This is a genomic window from Allobosea sp. FW305-C-101, assembly GCF_058783685.1.
In genome coordinates, this window is sequence record NZ_JBYSYT010000005.1 from 181,909 (window position 1) to 198,292 (window position 16,384).

The 16,384-nt window shown below is 67.0% G+C and carries 20 protein-coding genes and 2 tRNA genes; 11 read left to right on the forward strand and 11 right to left on the reverse strand.

From position 1 onward, the window contains the following. Positions 1 to 35 precede the first annotated feature (35 nt). The 6 genes from flhB to flgB form a co-directional block, all read right to left on the reverse strand. On the reverse strand, positions 36 to 1,103 hold the full coding sequence (gene flhB / locus AC3WMA_RS20905) for a flagellar biosynthesis protein FlhB (protein ID WP_492287269.1): 1,068 nt from the start codon (positions 1,101 to 1,103) through the stop codon (positions 36 to 38). 10 nt (positions 1,104 to 1,113) lie between these two features. Continuing rightward, entirely contained in the window at positions 1,114 to 1,869 is a 756-nt protein-coding gene (fliR, locus tag AC3WMA_RS20910) for a flagellar biosynthetic protein FliR (protein WP_492287441.1), read from the reverse strand. Positions 1,870 to 1,946: 77 nt separating this feature from the next. Continuing rightward, the gene (gene fliQ / locus AC3WMA_RS20915; protein ID WP_336814302.1) at positions 1,947 to 2,213 is read right to left on the reverse strand and encodes a flagellar biosynthesis protein FliQ; all 267 of its coding nucleotides are present in this window, start codon (positions 2,211 to 2,213) and stop codon (positions 1,947 to 1,949) included. Between the two features lie 25 nt (positions 2,214 to 2,238). Continuing rightward, a complete protein-coding gene (fliE, locus tag AC3WMA_RS20920; protein ID WP_336814303.1) occupies positions 2,239 to 2,562 on the reverse strand; it encodes a flagellar hook-basal body complex protein FliE in 324 nt (107 codons plus the stop codon). A 32-nt stretch (positions 2,563 to 2,594) separates the two neighbouring features. Beyond that, on the reverse strand, positions 2,595 to 3,005 hold the full coding sequence (gene flgC / locus AC3WMA_RS20925; RefSeq protein ID WP_492287270.1) for a flagellar basal body rod protein FlgC: 411 nt from the start codon (positions 3,003 to 3,005) through the stop codon (positions 2,595 to 2,597). Positions 3,006 to 3,007: 2 nt separating this feature from the next. Continuing rightward, a complete protein-coding gene (gene flgB, locus AC3WMA_RS20930) occupies positions 3,008 to 3,409 on the reverse strand; it encodes a flagellar basal body rod protein FlgB (protein ID WP_492287271.1) in 402 nt (133 codons plus the stop codon). 222 nt (positions 3,410 to 3,631) lie between these two features. Between flgB and AC3WMA_RS20935 the strand changes: the two genes are divergently transcribed. Both AC3WMA_RS20935 and fliP read left to right on the forward strand, forming a co-directional pair. After that, positions 3,632 to 4,969 (forward strand): hypothetical protein, encoded by a 1,338-nt coding sequence (locus AC3WMA_RS20935; RefSeq protein WP_492287272.1) that lies wholly within the window; start codon positions 3,632 to 3,634, stop codon positions 4,967 to 4,969. Between the two features lie 221 nt (positions 4,970 to 5,190). Beyond that, entirely contained in the window at positions 5,191 to 5,892 is a 702-nt protein-coding gene (gene fliP, locus AC3WMA_RS20940; RefSeq protein ID WP_492287442.1) for a flagellar type III secretion system pore protein FliP, read from the forward strand. 119 nt (positions 5,893 to 6,011) lie between these two features. Here fliP and rnd read toward each other — a convergent pair whose 3' ends face one another. Next, positions 6,012 to 7,151: a ribonuclease D gene (rnd, locus tag AC3WMA_RS20945; protein ID WP_492287273.1), complete on the reverse strand. Its 1,140-nt coding sequence runs from the start codon at positions 7,149 to 7,151 to the stop codon at positions 6,012 to 6,014. A gap of 48 nt (positions 7,152 to 7,199) precedes the next feature. Further along, positions 7,200 to 7,463, reverse strand: a complete 264-nt coding sequence (locus AC3WMA_RS20950) for a hypothetical protein (RefSeq protein ID WP_492287274.1) — start codon at positions 7,461 to 7,463, stop codon at positions 7,200 to 7,202. A 185-nt stretch (positions 7,464 to 7,648) separates the two neighbouring features. Between AC3WMA_RS20950 and aspS the strand changes: the two genes are divergently transcribed. From aspS to AC3WMA_RS20975, 5 genes are read left to right on the forward strand one after another with little or no spacing between them, the layout of a single operon-like run. Continuing rightward, a complete protein-coding gene (aspS, locus tag AC3WMA_RS20955; protein ID WP_492287443.1) occupies positions 7,649 to 9,427 on the forward strand; it encodes an aspartate--tRNA ligase in 1,779 nt (592 codons plus the stop codon). 5 nt (positions 9,428 to 9,432) lie between these two features. Next, a complete protein-coding gene (locus AC3WMA_RS20960; RefSeq protein WP_492287275.1) occupies positions 9,433 to 9,801 on the forward strand; it encodes a hypothetical protein in 369 nt (122 codons plus the stop codon). 7 nt (positions 9,802 to 9,808) lie between these two features. Next, entirely contained in the window at positions 9,809 to 10,117 is a 309-nt protein-coding gene (locus tag AC3WMA_RS20965; protein WP_492287276.1) for a hypothetical protein, read from the forward strand. A gap of 42 nt (positions 10,118 to 10,159) precedes the next feature. Continuing rightward, positions 10,160 to 11,041 (forward strand): glycosyltransferase family 2 protein, encoded by an 882-nt coding sequence (locus AC3WMA_RS20970; RefSeq protein WP_492287277.1) that lies wholly within the window; start codon positions 10,160 to 10,162, stop codon positions 11,039 to 11,041. Then, complete coding sequence (locus tag AC3WMA_RS20975) at positions 11,038 to 12,090, forward strand: acyltransferase family protein (protein ID WP_492287278.1); 1,053 nt, start codon at positions 11,038 to 11,040, stop codon at positions 12,088 to 12,090. Before AC3WMA_RS20970 ends, AC3WMA_RS20975 begins: the two co-directional genes overlap by 4 nt. Here AC3WMA_RS20975 and AC3WMA_RS20980 read toward each other — a convergent pair. Both AC3WMA_RS20980 and AC3WMA_RS20985 read right to left on the reverse strand, forming a co-directional pair. After that, on the reverse strand, positions 12,062 to 12,775 hold the full coding sequence (locus tag AC3WMA_RS20980) for a CatB-related O-acetyltransferase (RefSeq protein WP_492287279.1): 714 nt from the start codon (positions 12,773 to 12,775) through the stop codon (positions 12,062 to 12,064). The genes AC3WMA_RS20975 and AC3WMA_RS20980 overlap by 29 nt on opposite strands. Then, positions 12,765 to 14,594 carry an aq_1923 C-terminal domain gene (locus tag AC3WMA_RS20985; RefSeq protein WP_492287280.1) on the reverse strand — a complete coding sequence of 610 codons (1,830 nt, stop codon included), beginning with the start codon at positions 14,592 to 14,594 and terminating at the stop codon, positions 12,765 to 12,767. The genes AC3WMA_RS20980 and AC3WMA_RS20985 overlap by 11 nt, the downstream gene beginning before the upstream one ends. Before the next feature lie 203 nt (positions 14,595 to 14,797). On the opposite strand from AC3WMA_RS20985, the gene AC3WMA_RS20990 reads away from it, so the two are divergent. From AC3WMA_RS20990 to AC3WMA_RS21005, 4 genes are all read left to right on the forward strand, one after another. Then, a complete protein-coding gene (locus AC3WMA_RS20990; protein ID WP_492287281.1) occupies positions 14,798 to 15,280 on the forward strand; it encodes a DUF192 domain-containing protein in 483 nt (160 codons plus the stop codon). Between the two features lie 107 nt (positions 15,281 to 15,387). Next, positions 15,388 to 15,464, forward strand: a tRNA-Pro gene (locus AC3WMA_RS20995). Positions 15,465 to 15,530: 66 nt separating this feature from the next. Then, on the forward strand, positions 15,531 to 15,836 hold the full coding sequence (locus AC3WMA_RS21000) for an ETC complex I subunit (protein WP_047574221.1): 306 nt from the start codon (positions 15,531 to 15,533) through the stop codon (positions 15,834 to 15,836). Positions 15,837 to 15,867: 31 nt separating this feature from the next. Continuing rightward, a tRNA-Arg gene (locus AC3WMA_RS21005) sits at positions 15,868 to 15,944 on the forward strand. 118 nt (positions 15,945 to 16,062) lie between these two features. On the opposite strand, the gene AC3WMA_RS21010 is transcribed toward AC3WMA_RS21005, so the two are convergent. Next, positions 16,063 to 16,272 (reverse strand): hypothetical protein, encoded by a 210-nt coding sequence (locus AC3WMA_RS21010; protein WP_492287282.1) that lies wholly within the window; start codon positions 16,270 to 16,272, stop codon positions 16,063 to 16,065. Between the last annotated feature and the right edge of the window lie 112 nt (positions 16,273 to 16,384).

Genomic DNA, 16,384 nt, shown 5'->3' on the forward strand with positions numbered 1-16,384 from the left:
CCGGCAGCCAAGCTTCCTTCGCATCCATCCCGGAGTTAGGCGCGACGGCCCTTCAGGCGCAAGACGTATCCGATGACTTCGGCGACAGCCTGATAGTGTTCGACAGGAATTTCTTCGTCGATGTCGACCGTGGCATAGAGCGCACGCGCCAGCGGGGGATTTTCGACGATCGGCACGCGATGCTCGCCGGCGACCTCGCGGATCTTCAGGGCCACCGTATCGACGCCCTTGGCGAGGCACAAGGGAGCCGGCATGCCGGGTTCGTATTGCAGCGCGACGGCGAAGTGGGTCGGGTTGGTGATGATCACGGTCGCCTTGGGCACCGCCGCCATCATGCGCTTGCGGACGCGGCTGGCGCGAATCTGGCGCAGCTTCGCCTTGATCTCGGGATTGCCTTCCGAGTTCTTGAACTCGTCCTTCATCTCCTGCTTGGTCATCTTCTGGCGCTGGTACCAGGAGAAGCGCTGCCAGCCGAAATCGCCGATGGCGATGATGGCGAAGAGGGCGAGCACTGCGCCCATCAATTGGATCGCGAGCGAGAGCGCAGCCGGCATGAGCGCCTCGATGCCCATCTGGGCGAAGCCTTCGAGCCGGTCGTGCTGCGCCCAGAGCGTGTACCAGACGACGATGCCGATCAGCGCCGTCTTGGCGAGGCCCTTGGCGAAATTGACCCAGGCCTCCTTGCCGAACAGGCGCTTGGCGCCGGCCATCGGCGATATCCGATCGAATTTCGGCATCAGCGGCTCGAAGGTCCAGAGCGGCTTGTGCTGAAGCATCGCGCCGGCGAGCCCTGCGCAGAGGATGAAGGCGAAGGGCAGGCCCAGCGCCATGAAGCCGGTGAGCACGCCGCGCTGCGTGACCTGCATGAAGGAGGCGCCGTCGGAGGGGACCTGATGCGCGTTCATCAGGAAGGAGCGCAGCGACAGCATGGCCTCGCGTGCCGACCAGCCAGCGGCGACCATCAGGGCGAGCGTGAAGCCGCAGAGCACGAAGAAGGTCCCGATCTCCTGCGATTTGGGGACGTCGCCCTTCTCCGTGGCTTCGTCCAGCTTTCGCTGGGTCGGGTCTTCTGTTCTATCTTCGTTTTCTGTGTCCTCGGACATCGCGCTCCCCTCAGCCGGTGAACTGACGGAGGAAGGCGCCGAGGTCGGCGATGAAGACGCTCATCATCACGCTGAGCACGACGAGCAGGACGAGCATTCCGCCCATGATCGAGGCGGGAACGGCAAGGAAGAAGACCTGCAATTGCGGCATCATCCGTGCGAGCACGCCGAGGCCGAGATTGAAGAGCAGGCCGAAGATGAGGAAGGGCGCGGAAATCTGGACGGCGAGCGCGAAGCCGCGCGCGGTCGAGCGGATCGCCAGCGCCATGGTGTCGGTCATGTCGACGGCACCGCCCGGTGGCAGCAGGCGGTAGCTCTCATGGATCGCGGCGATCGCGATATGGTGCAGGTCCGTGGTCAGGATCAGCGTGATGCCGAGCATCGTCAGGAAGTTGCCGATCGAGGGGTTCTGCATGCCGCCGGTCGGATCGACCGTCATGGCGAAGCCGAGCCCCATGGTCTGGGCGACGAGCGTGCCGGCGGTCTGCAGGCAGGCCATGACCAGCCGGGCGCAAAGCCCGATGACGAGGCCGACCAGCAATTCGCCGATGAGCAGCGTGACGACCCCGGAGACATCGCCGGGCACGCGCAGCGAGGGCCGGGCGATCGGGACGATCATCAGGGCGATGAAGAAGGCGAGCGACAGCCGCGCTCGCGAGAAGATGAAGCGTTCGCCGATGCCGGGCATCAGCATGACGAGCGTGCCGACCCGCGCGAAGACGAGCACGAAGATGGCGCTGATCTCGGGCAGGATCGCGATCTGCATCGTGCCGCGGGCACCTTCGCGCCAATGGGTGCGCCGCGGACCCGCGCCGGCCAGGGCCGGCGTCAGGCGCGACGGGCTCATCCGCCCGTGGCGATTCGGGCGGCGACTCGCCCCATATAACCCGCCAGCGCGTCTCCCATGAACGGAAGAAACAGCAGCAGCGCGGCAAAGACGGCGACGATCTTCGGCACGAAGACCAGCGTCTGTTCCTGGATCTGGGTCAGCGCCTGCACCAGCGAGACGATGAGGCCGACCGCGAGCGCGATCACCATCAGCGGGCCGCCGACCTTGAGGAAGACGACGATGCCGTCGCGGGCGATGTCGAGAATGGCTCCGGAAGTCATGATGTCAGTCCGATCTTCTTGGCCGTCAGACCGGCATCCGCATGATTTCTTCGTAAGCCGCGATGACGCGGTCGCGCACGGCGACCAGCGTCTCGATCGCGGCCTCGCTCTCGGCCACCGCCGTCACGACATTGACGATATCGGCCCGTCCACCCGCGACGCTCGCGGTCTGGGCATCGGCCTGACGGCCGGCATTGGCGGTGGCATCGAGCGCCTTGCCGAGGAGGGCGGAGAAATCCGGTCCCCCCGCTTCCGCGCCGCCCGTGGCGAGCGGCTTGCGCATCAGATTGCCGGCACCCATCCCCTGGATGGAGGCGTAGGCGCCCGCGGCGAAACCCGGAGTGGCCATGGCTATTCAGTCTCCTTCTGGAGCCGCGCGGTTCAGGCGCGCAGGATGTCGATGGTGCGCTGGATCATCCGGCGCGTCGAAGAGATCAGGTTGAGATTGGCTTCGTAGCTGCGCTGGGCCTCGCGCATGTCGACCATCTCGACCAGCGAGTTGACGTTCGGCATCTGGACGTTGCCGTTGGCGTCGGCTGCCGGGTTGCCGGGCTCGTGCTTGGTCTTGAAGGCGCTCGGGTCGCGCTGGACCTTGCCGAGGGCCACGAGCTGGGCGTCGAGCGTGCGGTCCACATGGCGCTGGAAGGTCGGGACCTTGCGGCGATAGGGCTCGGCGCCGGCTTTCTCGGGACCCGAATCGGCATTGGCGATGTTCTCGGAGATGATGCGCATGCGCCCGGACTGGCTGCGCAGGCCGGAAGCCGCGACGGCGATGCTCTTGATCAGGTCCATGATCAGCGCCCCTTGCCGATCGCGATCTTCATCAGGCCGAGCCCCTTGCTGTAGAGCGAGGCGGCAAGCTGATAGTCGGACTGGTTCTGCGCGACCTTGAGCATCTCGTCCTCGAGATTGACCGCGTTGCCGTTGGGCGTGGTCTCGAAACGCGGGGCGCCGGTGCCGTCGAAGCCGCCATTGGCGGTGTTCAGGCTCATATGCCCGACGCTGGTGCGGGCGACCGCGACGCCGGCGCGAGCCGGATCGGCGCTCGGCGGCTTCAGGTCGACCGGGCGGAAGCCGGGGCTGTCGGCATTGGCGACGTTCTCAGCGAGGATTTTCTGGCGCGACTGCTGGTAATGCATGCGCGTCTTCAGCGCCTGCATCAGGCCGCCACTGAGGCTGAATCCGTCGTTCGCCATGGCTCCAGCTCCCCGTTTGCGTAGCCGGCGAGGTCGGTCTACCCGGCAAATCCTGCCGGGTGCATGGTTAATATCCGGTTAAAGCGGCGGGTTTTCGCGGGTGTGATTAACCACGCGTTCACCATGTTTCCCGATAGCGAAAGCGTTATGCTATAGCCAAGGTGTTGAAACATGGACGGGACTTAACGGCCGTCCGGGCCGCCGTCGCGTAAGAGGCATACCTTGCAGAGCTTGTTCGGATTGGAACTCTCGACCGCGCAGAAGGTGATCGTCGCCTCTGTCGTCATTCTCGTGCTCCTCGCGCTGCTCGGATTGTTCGTGCGGCAGATCCAGGGCGGGCGCCTGCGCCTGCGCGGCCAGGCCGGAGGGCGGCAGCGTCAGCCCCGGCTCGGCGTGGTCGATACCTACGACCTCGACCGCCAGCGCCAGCTCGTGCTGATCCGGCGCGACAATATCGAGCACCTGCTGATGATCGGCGGCGCTTCCGACGTCGTGGTCGAGACCAATATCATGCGCAGCGGCAGCCGCGCGGCCCCGCCGACCTATGTCGATACCGCGGCCGACCGGCCGCTGCCGCCGTTCGAGTCGCTGGTTCCGCCGAGCGAGCCGGCGATGCGGGCAGGGGATGAAGCCCGCCGCGCCGGCTATGCGCCCGAGGGACCCGAGCTGCTGCCGCCGCTGCCGAGCCGCGCCGTGCCTGTCCAGACGGAGCCGCCGCTGACCAGCGCAGCCGGCATGGTCGCCACCGCAGGTGTCGCCGCCGCGCTCGGCGTGGCTGCGGCGGAATCGGTTGGCGCCGCCGCCAAGCCCGCCGCGCCGGCAATGCCGGTGCCGCCCGTCACCACCGGTCCTGCGCCGAGCTTTGCGCGCGAGCATGCGCCGCAGCCCGCCGTCAGCGCCGGCGAGCTCGACGACATGACGCGCCAGCTCGAAGAAGCGCTGAAGCGGCCGTTCTCCGCCGTGCGTCCGGCCAATCTCGGCGCTGACGCGGCCCCGGAGGTTGCTGCGCCGGCCGTGGAACCGCCTCTCGTCACCGAAAAGCTCGCTCCCGCGCCTGTCGTTGAGGAGAAGGCGCCGCCCGTGAAGGCCGCCGCGGTCGTCGAGCCGCCAGCGCCCGAGCCTGAGATCGTGCCCGAGATCGTCGTGGCGCCGGCTCCGGCCCCGGTTGTGCCGCCGCGCCAGAAGCCGATCCCGAGCGATGTCGAGGCGGAGCTCGCGGCGGCCCTGGGACTGTCGCTGGATCGCCCGATCCAGAAGGCGCCGGAACCCCCGATCCAGAAGGCGCCGGAACCCAAGCCGTTCGAGCCGAAGCCGGCCGAAGTGCCTCAACCGGAACCCATCCCGGCGTTCGAGCCCGTGCTCGAGGACGAGCCGGTCATCGAGGACGAGGAAACGATCGCGATCGTGGAAGAGCCGGCTCCGGTCGAAACTCCGAAGCCGCAGCCCGAGCCTGAAAAGCCGGTGGAACCCGCCACCAAGGAAATCGACCCGTTCTCGGTGGACGCGATCGAAGCCGAGTTCGCCCGGCTGCTCGGCCGCGATCCGAAGGCCAAGTCCTGAGGCCGTCGCGCATGGCCTGAACGCCTTCGGGTGGCAGGCCATCAACAGGATTGTCGGCCATCTGGCCTCATGACGCCGCGCATCGGTTGCGCGGCGTTTTCGCGTGGCTAGCCTCGTCGGCGCCCGGTCGGTTGAGTCGGGCTGTGGCGGCGCGCGTGACATTCATCGGCGGACGAGCGAGACGGTTTCGAGGCGGGCGCGCCCTGGTGGCGGCCGCGCTGATGCTCGTGCTCCAGAGCGTGCCGGCGCTGCCGCAGACGCTGTCGCTCGATCTCGGGCAGGGCGGCGGCGTCGCGGAGCGGGCGCTGCAGCTCATCGCCGTCATCACGGTGCTGTCGCTGGCGCCGTCGATCCTGATCATGGTGACGTCGTTCACCCGGATCGTGGTGGTGCTGTCGCTGCTGCGCTCGGCGCTCGGCACGCAGACCGCGCCGCCGAACGCCGTGATCCTCGGGCTCTCGCTGTTCCTGACCGGCTTCGTGATGGCCCCGACGCTGCGCGAGGCTTATACCAACGCCGTCCAGCCGCTGGTCGCCGGCCAGATCCAGCCGCAGGAGGCGTATAATCGCGGCGTCGTGCCCTTCAAGACCTTCATGCTCAGGCATGTCCGGGAGAAGGACCTGGCACTGTTCCTCGACATGTCGCAGGGGCCGCGCCCGCAGACGCCGCAGGATGTCGGCGTCGAGGTGCTGATCCCGGCCTTCATGATCTCGGAGCTGCGCCGTGCCTTCGAGATCGGCTTCCTGCTGTTCGTGCCCTTCCTGATCATCGATCTCGTCGTGGCCTCGATCCTGATGTCGGTCGGCATGATGATGCTGCCGCCAGTGACGGTGGCACTGCCGTTCAAGCTGATCTTCTTCGTGCTAGTCGACGGCTGGGGATTGGTCGCGGGCTCGCTGGTGAAGAGTTACGGCAGCGGGTGAGCAGAAGCTCGTCAGCTCGGGCTTGACCCGAGCATCTCTGAAACCAGAGCTATCTTGTCACGAGATTCTCGGGTCTGCGCTGCGCTTCGCCCGAGAATGACGGTGGGCGGCTTGCCCCGTCAGCCCACCACCACCCGGCCGCGCTGGATGCGCAGGCTGAGCGTTCCGTTCTTCAGGGCCAAAGCCTTCTCGCCGAAGACGCCGCGGCGCCAGCCCTGGAGGGCGGGCACGTCGGCGAGGTCGTCGGAGGCGATGGCGTCGAGATCGTCGCTGGAGGCGATGATCTTGGGCGCCACGCGCTCGGCATCCGCCACCGCCTTGAGCAACACCTTGAGCAGGTCGAGCACGGCGGCATTGGTCGGGCGGCCGCGCTCGCGCTCCAGCCGGGGCAAGGTCTTGGGATCGATCGCGGCGGCGCGCTCGATCGCGGCCAGGACCTCGGCGCCGCTGCGCGAGCGCTCGAAGCCGTTGGGGACGGAGCGCAGCTCGGCAAGGGCCTCGACCGAGCGCGGGCCACGCTGGACGATGTCCATCATGGCGTCGTCCTTGAGCACGCGCTGGCGCGGCACGTCGCGGGTCTGCGCTTCGCGCTCGCGCCAGGCGGCGATCTCCATCAGGTTCGGCAGTTCGCGCGGCTTGCGGATGCGGCCCTTGAGGCGCTGCCAGGCGTTCTCCGGCTTGACCTCATAGGTCGAAGGCGAGGTCAGCACGGACATTTCCTCGGCGACCCAGCTCTCGCGGCCGCTGGCGTCGAGATCGGCCTTCAGGGCGAGATAGATGTCGCGCAGATAGGTGACGTCCGACTCGGCATAGGCGAGCTGTGCCTCGGTCAGCGGGCGGCGCGACCAGTCGGTGAAGCGCGAGGACTTGTCGATGCGGGCCTTGGCGAGGTCGTTGGCGAGCTGCTCGTAGCCGACCGAGTCGCCATAACCGCAGACCATGGCGGCAACCTGCGTATCGAAGAGCGGGTGAGGCAGCACGCGCCCGAGCAGCCAGACGATCTCCAGGTCCTGCCGCGCGGCGTGGAAGACCTTGACGACGTTCTCGTTGACCATCAGCGCGAAGAAGGGCGCGAGGTCGAGTTCGGGCGCGAGCGGATCGATCAGCACGGCCTCGTCCGGCGAGGCGAGCTGGATCAGGCACAGCTTGGGGTAATAGGTGGTCTCGCGCAGGAACTCGGTGTCGACCGTGACGAAAGGGTGGCTCGCGAGGCGGTCACAGGCGGCGGAGAGCGCGGCGGTATCGGAAATGAGATGCATGGCACGGGCTTAGCGGAGGAAGCGGGCTTTCGTCGAGTCTCGAACCTGTCAGCGGCTGATGCCGCACCGGCTCCATAATTCGCCCTGGTAGCTGCGACCGGCATTCGCGACCCAATGATTGCGGCGGCCATCCGGGTGAGGCATGGCGTGCCGGGCGAAGACTCCGGCAAAGCAATGCGCGTTGGGATAGCCGCGCTTGCGGGCGATGTTCAGGCCGGCGCTGTAAGCGCTGCTGCTTTGCGCCTGCGCTGCGGTGTCTGCTCCAGTGAGTAGCATGGCCGCGAGGAGAACCATCGCCAAACGCTTCAGCATCGCAAATCGGACCATATCGATTCTTCCACACGCCATGCGGGCCGTCGGTGCGGGAGGCTAGCAGTGCTCCCGCGGGATGTCGCGGGCGTTCTTGACATTTCGGGCGCGCGCGTGTGGTTAGCCGCAAGCTGCGGCTGGCTTCTTCGCCGGCCTTCGACGCATTTCCGAAAGACACGCCCGTGACCCTGCATCGCTACCGTTCCCACACCTGCGGCGCGCTCCGTGACAGCGATATCGGCCAGAATGTCCGCCTCTCCGGCTGGTGCCATCGCATCCGCGACCATGGTGGCGTGCTCTTCATCGACCTGCGCGACCATTACGGCATGACGCAGGTGGTGATCGATCCTGATTCGCCGGCCTTCACTGAGGCCGAGACGCTGCGCTCGGAATGGGTCGTTCGCATCGACGGCAAGGTCAAGGCTCGCCTTGCCGGCACCGAGAACGCCAACCTGCCGACCGGCGCGGTCGAGGTCTTCGCGACCGCGATCGAGGTGCTCGGTCCTTCGGCCGAATTGCCGCTGCCGGTCTTCGGCGATCTCGAATATCCCGAGGATACCCGCCTCAAGTACCGCTTCCTCGACCTGCGTCGCGAGAAGCTGCACAATAACATCATGCTGCGCACCAAGGTCATCGACTCGATGCGCCGCCGCATGAAGGATTCGGGCTTCTCGGAGTTCCAGACGCCGATCCTGACGGCCTCCTCGCCGGAAGGCGCGCGCGACTTCCTGGTGCCGAGCCGCCTGCATGCCGGCAAGTTCTACGCGCTGCCGCAGGCGCCGCAGCAGTACAAGCAGCTCCTGATGATGGCGGGCTTCGATCGCTACTTCCAGATCGCGCCCTGCTTCCGCGACGAGGACCCGCGCGCCGACCGCCTGCCGGGCGAGTTCTACCAGCTCGACGTCGAGATGAGCTTCGTCGAGCAGGAGGACGTGTTCGCGACGATGGAGCCAGTCATCACCGGGGTGTTCGAGGAGTTCGCCGAGGGCCGCAGCGTCCAGAAGAACTGGCCGCGCATCCCCTATGCTGAGGCCATTGCCAAATACGGCTCCGACAAGCCGGACCTGCGCAACCCGATCGAGATGCAGGACATCTCCGAGCATTTCCGCGGCTCGGGCTTCAAGGTCTTCGCGCGCATCCTCGAAGGCGAGAAGAACCGTGTCTGGGCGATCCCTGCGCCGGGCGGCGGTTCGCGCGCTTTCTGCGACCGGATGAACTCCTGGGCGCAGGGCGAAGGCCAGCCGGGCCTCGGCTACCTGATGGTCAAGGAGGACGGCGAGGGCCAGGGGCCGATCGCCAACAACATCGGGCCTGAGCGCGTCGCCGCCATCATCAAGCAGATGGGACTGAAAGGCGGCGATGCCTGCTTCTTCGTCGCGGGCGATCCGGACAAGTTCTACAAGTTTGCCGGCAGCGCCCGGAACAAGGTCGGCCAGGAGCTCAACCTGATCGACGAGAACGCCTTCGCCTTCGCCTGGATCGTCGATTTCCCGATGTTCGAGTACAATGAGGACGAGAAGAAGGTCGATTTCTCGCATAACCCCTTCTCGATGCCGCAGGGCGGCCTGAAGGCGCTGACCGAGGAAGACCCGCTCTCGCTCAAGGCCTTCCAGTACGACATCGCCTGCAATGGCTTCGAGCTCGCCTCGGGCGGCATCCGCAACCACAAGCCGGAAGCGATGGTGAAGGCCTTCGAGATCGCCGGCTATGGCGAGGAGACGGTGATCGAGCGCTTCGGCGGCATGTATCGCGCGTTCCAGTACGGCGCCCCGCCGCATGGCGGCATGGCGGCCGGCGTGGACCGCATCATCATGCTGCTGGCGCGCGCGACGAACCTGCGCGAGGTCGCGCTGTTCCCGATGAACCAGCAGGCCGTCGACCTGCTGATGGGGGCACCGGCCGAGGCAACGCCGAAGCAGCTGCGCGAGGCGCATCTGCGCATCAACGCTCCCGAGAAGAACGGCTGACGTCCATGGCCCTGCTGCCGATCGGGCGGGCGCTGCCGCTCGCCTGCCTTCTTGCGCCGCTGCTGGGCGCCTGCGTTGCCGCCGGCGACAGCAGTGCCGGCCGGGCCTCGGCGCTGGCGACGACGGTGTCGCGCGCCACAACCTGCAAGGCGGGCTCGCCGCAGCGCTCGACGCTCGACCGTTTCCTCGCGGCCGAGAAGGCGAGGGGCGCTGATGACCAGCAGATCGCGGCGGCGCGCGCGGCCTATGTCGGCGTTTCCGAGGCCGAGATGGTCAATCAGGGTGTCAGGCCTCAAGCCTGCACGGCCGAGGAGCGGGCGGAGCTGAAGGCCCGGATGGGCCGCATCCGCGCCGGAGAGTTCGACAAGCTCTGAGCCGCCCGTGCCGCTATCCTCGATCCAGAAGCGGGCTGCCGCAGTGGCCCTATGCGCGATGCTCGCTGCCTGCACCGCAGCGGGGCCGATGCCGGGCACGGTGGAATATGCCGCGGCCACCGTCTCGCGTGCCTATGATTGCGGCCTGCAGGTCGATCGCGGCCGAATCATCGCGCGGCTCGACCGTCAGGAGCGGCAGCGCTTCGTCGCGGCCAATGCCGGCTATGCCGTGAAGTCCTACAAGGCGCCTCATCGCTGCGAAGCGAGCGAGCGCGAGCGGATCAAGGGCGAGATCGGCGCGCTCGCACGCCGCTGAAATCGCTTGCCTCCGGCCTCCTGACAAGGCCACAAGGCGGCAATGCCCGCCGCCGCCATCACCGCCATCGTCGTCAGCTATGACAGCGCCGAGGTCCTGCCCGCCTGCCTCGATGCGCTGGCCGGGGAGGGCGTGCCCGCCATCGTCGTCGACAATGCCAGCGGCGACGACAGCCGTGCGATCGCAGAGGCGAAAGGCGCGCGGGTGATCGCGAATGCCCGCAACGAGGGCTATGGCCGCGCCAACAATATCGGCGTCGCGGCAACTGAGACGCCCTATGTACTGATCGTCAATCCGGATCTGGAAATCGGGCGCGGGGCTGCTGCTGCGCTGCTGCAAGCGGCGGAACGCTATCCCGATGCCGGGATGCTGGCGCCGCGCATCGTCGAGCCATCCGGCCGCATCTTCCTGCAGCCGCGCTCGCTGCTGTCCCCACCTCATCTCAACCGCTCGGGCACGATGGCGATCCCCGAGGGAGATGCCTGTCTGCCGTTCCTGTCGGGGGCCTGCCTGCTGATCCGGCGTGAGGTTTTCGTCGCGATCGGCGGCTTCGACCCGGCGATTTTCCTGTTCTACGAGGATGACGACCTGTGCCGGCGCATGCGCGATGCCGGTCACGCGCTCGTCCATGTCCATGAAGCCGAGGCGCGTCATGGCCGTGGCCGCTCGACGGCGCCGTCGCCGCAGCGGCGCTTCAAGGCGCGCTGGCACCTCGCCTGGTCCGAGCACTATATCGCCCGGAAATACGGGCTCGCCGGGCCGGGGCCGATCCGGATGCTGGAGAATGCCGGCAAGGCGGCGGGCTACGGGTTGCTGCTGAAGCGCGAGAAGATGTTCGCGCATGCTGGTTCCGCCGCCGGCGCGCGCGCCTGGCGGCGCGGCGAGACGGCGCTCACCCATGAAGGGCTGGGGGAGATGCCATGAGCCGGGCCCGGCCCACGGTCGCGGAGGCGCTCGCCAATCCGCACAACAATTTCGGCCTGCTGCGGCTCGTCATGGCGCTCGCCGTGGTCGTGTCGCATGCCTTCAGCGTGACCGACGGGCGGGTGGAACAGGAGCCCTGGTTCCAGACCACCGGCTTCACGCTGGGTGAGCATGCGGTCAACGGCTTCTTCGCGGTCTCCGGCTTCCTGGTGACGATGAGTTTCGTGCGGCGCGGCTGGCGCGACTATGTCGTCGCGCGCCTGCTCAGGATCGCGCCGGGGCTGATCGCGGCGACGCTGATCGTCGCGCTCGTGCTGGGCGCGGCGATGACGACGCTCGATCGATCCGCCTATTTCAGCGATCCGCGGCTGTGGCGCTTCATCACGGGGACGCTCACCACTTTCAAGAGCGCAGCGGCCTTGCCCGGCGTGTTCGAGACCAACCCGCTGCCCTTCCCGCTGGGGACGGTGTGGACGCTGAAATACGAGACGCTGTGCTATCTCGGCGTGCTCGTCGCCGGCCTTGCCGGGATACTGGCGCGGCCGCGCCTCGCGCTGGCGGCGCTCCTGGTGCTGACGCTTGCCGTCATCCTGCGCGAGGTCATGGCGCCGCATGGTTCGAAGGGCACCGAGACGGCGCTGCGCCTGCCGCTGATCTTTCTCGCCGGCGGCGTGGTCTACCTCTATCGCGAGAAAGTGCCGCTTTCGCTGCCGCTACTGGCTGTTGCGCTGCTCGCGCTGGTGCCGCTTTCCTTCACGCCGCTCTACAAGGCGGCGCTCTATCTCGTCACCGCCTGGGGCGTTCTCGTGCTGGCGCTGGCGCCGGCCCTGACGCGGCGCGCGGTCGAGCCGCCTGCCGATCTCTCTTACGGTGTCTATCTCTATGGCTGGCCGGCGCAGCAGGCGCTGCACACGCTGTTCCCATCGCTTGGCGCGGTGGCGCTGCTCTGGCCGTCGCTGGCCGTGACCGTCGTCGTGGCAGCGCTGTCCTGGTATCTGGTCGAGAAGCCGGCGCTCGGGCTCAAACGCCGGCTGATGGGCGCTTCCTGAGCGCTTCCAGCAGATCGTCGATCCGCTCGGAGAGCAGCAGCGGGATCAGCGGCTCGATCTCGGCGCCGGGGCGATTCCACCATGCCGTTTCGAGAAGTGCGGCGATGCGAGTCTCATCGAAGCGCAGCCTGACCACGCGGGCCGGATTGCCGGCGACGATCGCGTAGGGCGGCACGTCGCGCGTGACGACCGCGCGCGCCGCGACCACGGCGCCGTGGCCGATGGTGACGCCGGACATGATCATGCATTGCGAGCCGAGCCAGACATCGTGGCCGATGACGACATCGCCGCGAGTCGTGTCATGGCCGCTCATTCCCGCTGCCCGAGGCCAGAGCCGGGGCAGGGCGGGGAAGGGGTAGGTCGTCGCCCAGTCCAGGCGATGATTGCCGCCGAGCAGGATCTCGACGCCATCGGCGATCGAGCCATAGCGCCCGATGACGAGCCGGGCGCCGCTTTCGGGAAAGCGCACCTTCGGGCGGCCATAGGTATAGGGGCTGATCGTGATTTGCCCCGGCCGCCTTGCGACGAGCTTCGCAAGGTGCAGCCGGGTCTGGTTGTCTGGGTTCAGGCGCTTGCGCAGCCAGCCTCGGGGAACCTGCGGCAGGCCCGCCCACCAGGCCTCGAGGCCTGATGGGCGCCAGTCGCTGTCCTCGGGCGTTACCACGCCCTGGTCGTCACTGCGCATCGGCCTTCAGATCGATCTTCTCGAAGATCTCCGTCGGCTCCGTCATGGTGATGATGTCGGCGAGGCCGAGGCCCGTCGCCGACCGGGCGCTGGCGGCGACGGTGAGCGTGCCCGGCTTGGCGACGAAGCGGGAGGCGGCGGCGGCCACGCTCTTGGCGCCGTCGGACGGGCCGAGGATCGCGGCGAGGCCGAGGCTCGCGACCATCGTGAACTGCTGGCGAACATCCTCGACCTTGCGCTTGGACTTGCGCGCCTCGTTCTCGATCAGCTTCTCGACCAGGCCGAAATTCTGCAATTTGACCTGCAGGTTGCGGGCGGTCGCTCCGAGCGCGGCGACCTGCGCGAGGGCGAGATCGCTGGCGAACAGGTCCTTGGTGACGTTGCCGAGCGTGCCGGAGGCTTCGATCTGGGCGAGGCCGGCGCTGCCGAAGGAGAGCGTGCGGATCGCGATCTCGTTCTTCGCCGCTTCCCAAGCGAGGTCGAGCTTGGCCGAGAGGTCGAGCGTGCGGATGCCCATCGCGATCATGTCCTTGGCGGCCGGGTTGCCGGTGGCCTCGGACACGGGGGTGACGAGGTTGTTGATCGTCAATGCCAGGCTGGTCGGGATGCCGTTCAGCTGCTCGCCCGCCTTGATCTCGAAGGTGCCGAGCGAGATCTTGATCGGCTCCTTGCCGGTGATGATCGCAGGCGCATCGATCGAGATGCCGGCGAGGCGGATGGTGCCGAGGGTCGGGATGAAGCGGCGGAAATCGACCTCGTCGATCGGTTTGTCGGGCTCGGCCAGCGCGGCCCGCAATTCGCGGATGACGGAGCCGAAGGCGAAGCCGGAATAGCCGATCGAATCGATGCCGCCCTTGGCCTCGCCGGAGCGGAACTGGAAGCCTTCCATGACGAAGCCGGATTTCGCCGGGGTGCTCTCGCCGAAGGCCATGCGGGCGATCCGCATGTCGACGGGGTCACCCTTGGCCCCGGCCTTCGGCGGTGGGCTCACATTCATGACGAGGTCGCGCGCCTCGCCGCTGCCGTATTCGAACATGTCGAAGAGCGCGAGCACGGAGAGGCCGAGCTGCCGTTCGGCCTCGGTCTTCGCGGGGGACTTGTCGACATCGGCCTTCTTGTCGCCCTGCTTGCGCTCGACCTCCTCGCTGGCGGCCGCGAGGCGGGACATCACGTCGAGCAGCGGCTCGGGGCCGACCTTGGCGGCGAAGCCACGCGCCGTCGTCTTGCCGAGCGACATCTTGCCGGCCTTGCCCATGTCCAGGTTGTAGCCGTCCTGCTCGAAATTCCCGATGATCGGCAGCATCGCCTCATTGGTGCCGGGCGCGGCCTTCTCGGTCAGGACGCGGGTGATCTGGCGCAGGTCGAAGGCGTCGAAGGCGGTGCGCTTCAGCTCGCCCTTCATCGGGCCGGTAGCGGCGCCGTCGGCGGTGATGCTGGCGCTGGCCGATTCGCCGCGGCCGACCTTGCCCTCGCGGATATCGGTGAGGCGGATGTCGCGATAGGTCGTCGTCTGCTTCTGGTCACCGACGGTCTGGACCAGCGAGAGTTCCGGCGCGCTGATCTCGGCCGCGTTCAGCTTGGCCGCCCGGCCGGCAGCCGATTCGCCAGCGCTGGTGAACAGGGCCAGGAAGGCATCCTTCTCCAGGGTCGAGCCCTTGACCGCGATCTTCGGCGCGTTGATCACCAGCTTGCCGAGGTCGATCTTGACATTGTCGAGCTGGAAATCGGCGGCCCAGGCCGAGGACGCGAAGGTCAGGAAGACGGCGGCCAGAGCCGTGCCGGCGAGATGCGTCGTCCGACGAGGGCGCGCAGCGATCATGGATATCTCCTGGTTCTCTAATCCGGCGAAACTGCCGCAAGCGGATGACGAAAGAAAGCCGTCAGCCGATGCGGCCTGGCATCCCGCATTCATATGATGACGAAAGGCTTGACCGAAAGGCGGCGAACGCGGCCATCTGCCGAAGATTTGCCATCGGCCGCTTCTAGAGCACGAAGGCCATGGCCGCCACGGAGTCCAAAGCGATGCATGCCGTCAGAACCGTTCTCGCCGCCCTTGCGCTGGCGCTGATCGCACTCGCTCCGGCCGGATCGCAGGCGCAGGGCCAGCCGGCGGCAGTCGGAGGATCGGGCCTCGAATCGCTCGTCATCGTCAGTGGCGGCACGCGCCACGCTTTCCAGGTCGAGGTGATGCGTACGCCGGACCAGCGGGCGAAGGGGCTGATGTTCCGCAACTACATGCCGACTGACCGCGGCATGCTGTTCGATTTCGCCGCCAGCGAGCCGGTGGCGATGTGGATGCAGAACACCTACATCTCCCTCGACATGCTGTTCATCCGAGCCGACGGCACGATCGCGCGCATCGCTGAGCGCACCGAGCCGCTCTCGACGCGGACGATTCCCTCGGGCGAGCCGGTGCTTTCCGTGCTGGAGATCAATGGCGGCGTCAGCAAGCAGCTTGGCATCAAGCCGGGCGACAAGGTCGAGCACGCCCTGTTCAAGCGCTGACGCGGGCGACGGCTGCGTCGCTGCACAAGCCTGATGCCGGATGATTGGCTTTCGCTTGCGGGTTCAGCCTGTGGCATGATAGCGAACCGCAACGTTTCGAGTGCCGTCGGGGTATAGCGCAGCCCGGTAGCGCATCTGCTTTGGGAGCAGAGGGTCCCAGGTTCGAATCCTGGTGCCCCGACCACTGGAAACGTTTTACGGCAGCCCGATGCACGGGCTGCAGGGATTTTGGTGACGGCAGAGCGCTTTCATGACCGCACGCATCTATCGCCCGGCCCGCACGGCCATGCAGTCCGGCACGGCCAAGACCGAGCGCTGGCTGCTCGAATACGAGCCGGAGGCGCCGCGCCAGATCGAGCCGCTGATGGGCTGGACCTCGTCCTCTGACATGAAGAGCCAGCTCAAGCTCTGGTTCGACAGCGAGGCCGAAGCGGTCGCCTATGCCACGCGCAACGGCATCGCCTACCGCGTCGAGCAGCCCAACGAGGCCAAGCGCCGTACGGTCTCCTATTCCGACAATTTCAAGTTCACGCGCGTCGGTCAGTGGACGCATTGAAGCCGACAGGCGAGGGCGCTCCCTCGCTTTCGGGCCCGTAGCTCAGATGGATAGAGCAGCAGCCTTCTAAGCTGCTGGTCGCAGGTTCGAATCCTGCCGGGCTCGCCATAATATCAAGCACTTAGCCTATGTTGCGGTGCTTCGACAGTTGGAAGAAGCCTGCCGCTTTCCAACTGTCTTTCAATGCGTGATTGAGCTGGCATTGCCGTGCTGCCGCAACGCCTGCTCAGCGCCTTTCGGCCTCGGCGACAAAGCCGGCCGCGACCGCGATCGCGCATGTCAGGAGCGCCGCTCCAGCAACGGAAAGCAACGAGAACGCAAGCGGAGTGACGGCGGCGGCGTCGTACAGAGCAAGAATCGTGCGGAGGTAGTAAACCATCGCCAAGCTGATCATGCCGAAGGCAATCGGGGCCTGCTGACGGGTCGGAACCGGCATCTTGCGAACCGCCGCGACGCTACGCTTCAAAGTCCTGTAAAGCGACATTTGTGCCCTTTTTGTTCCATTGCGAGGACGGGTTGGTCCGTCCTGATCCGAGAGATGGCCTCTC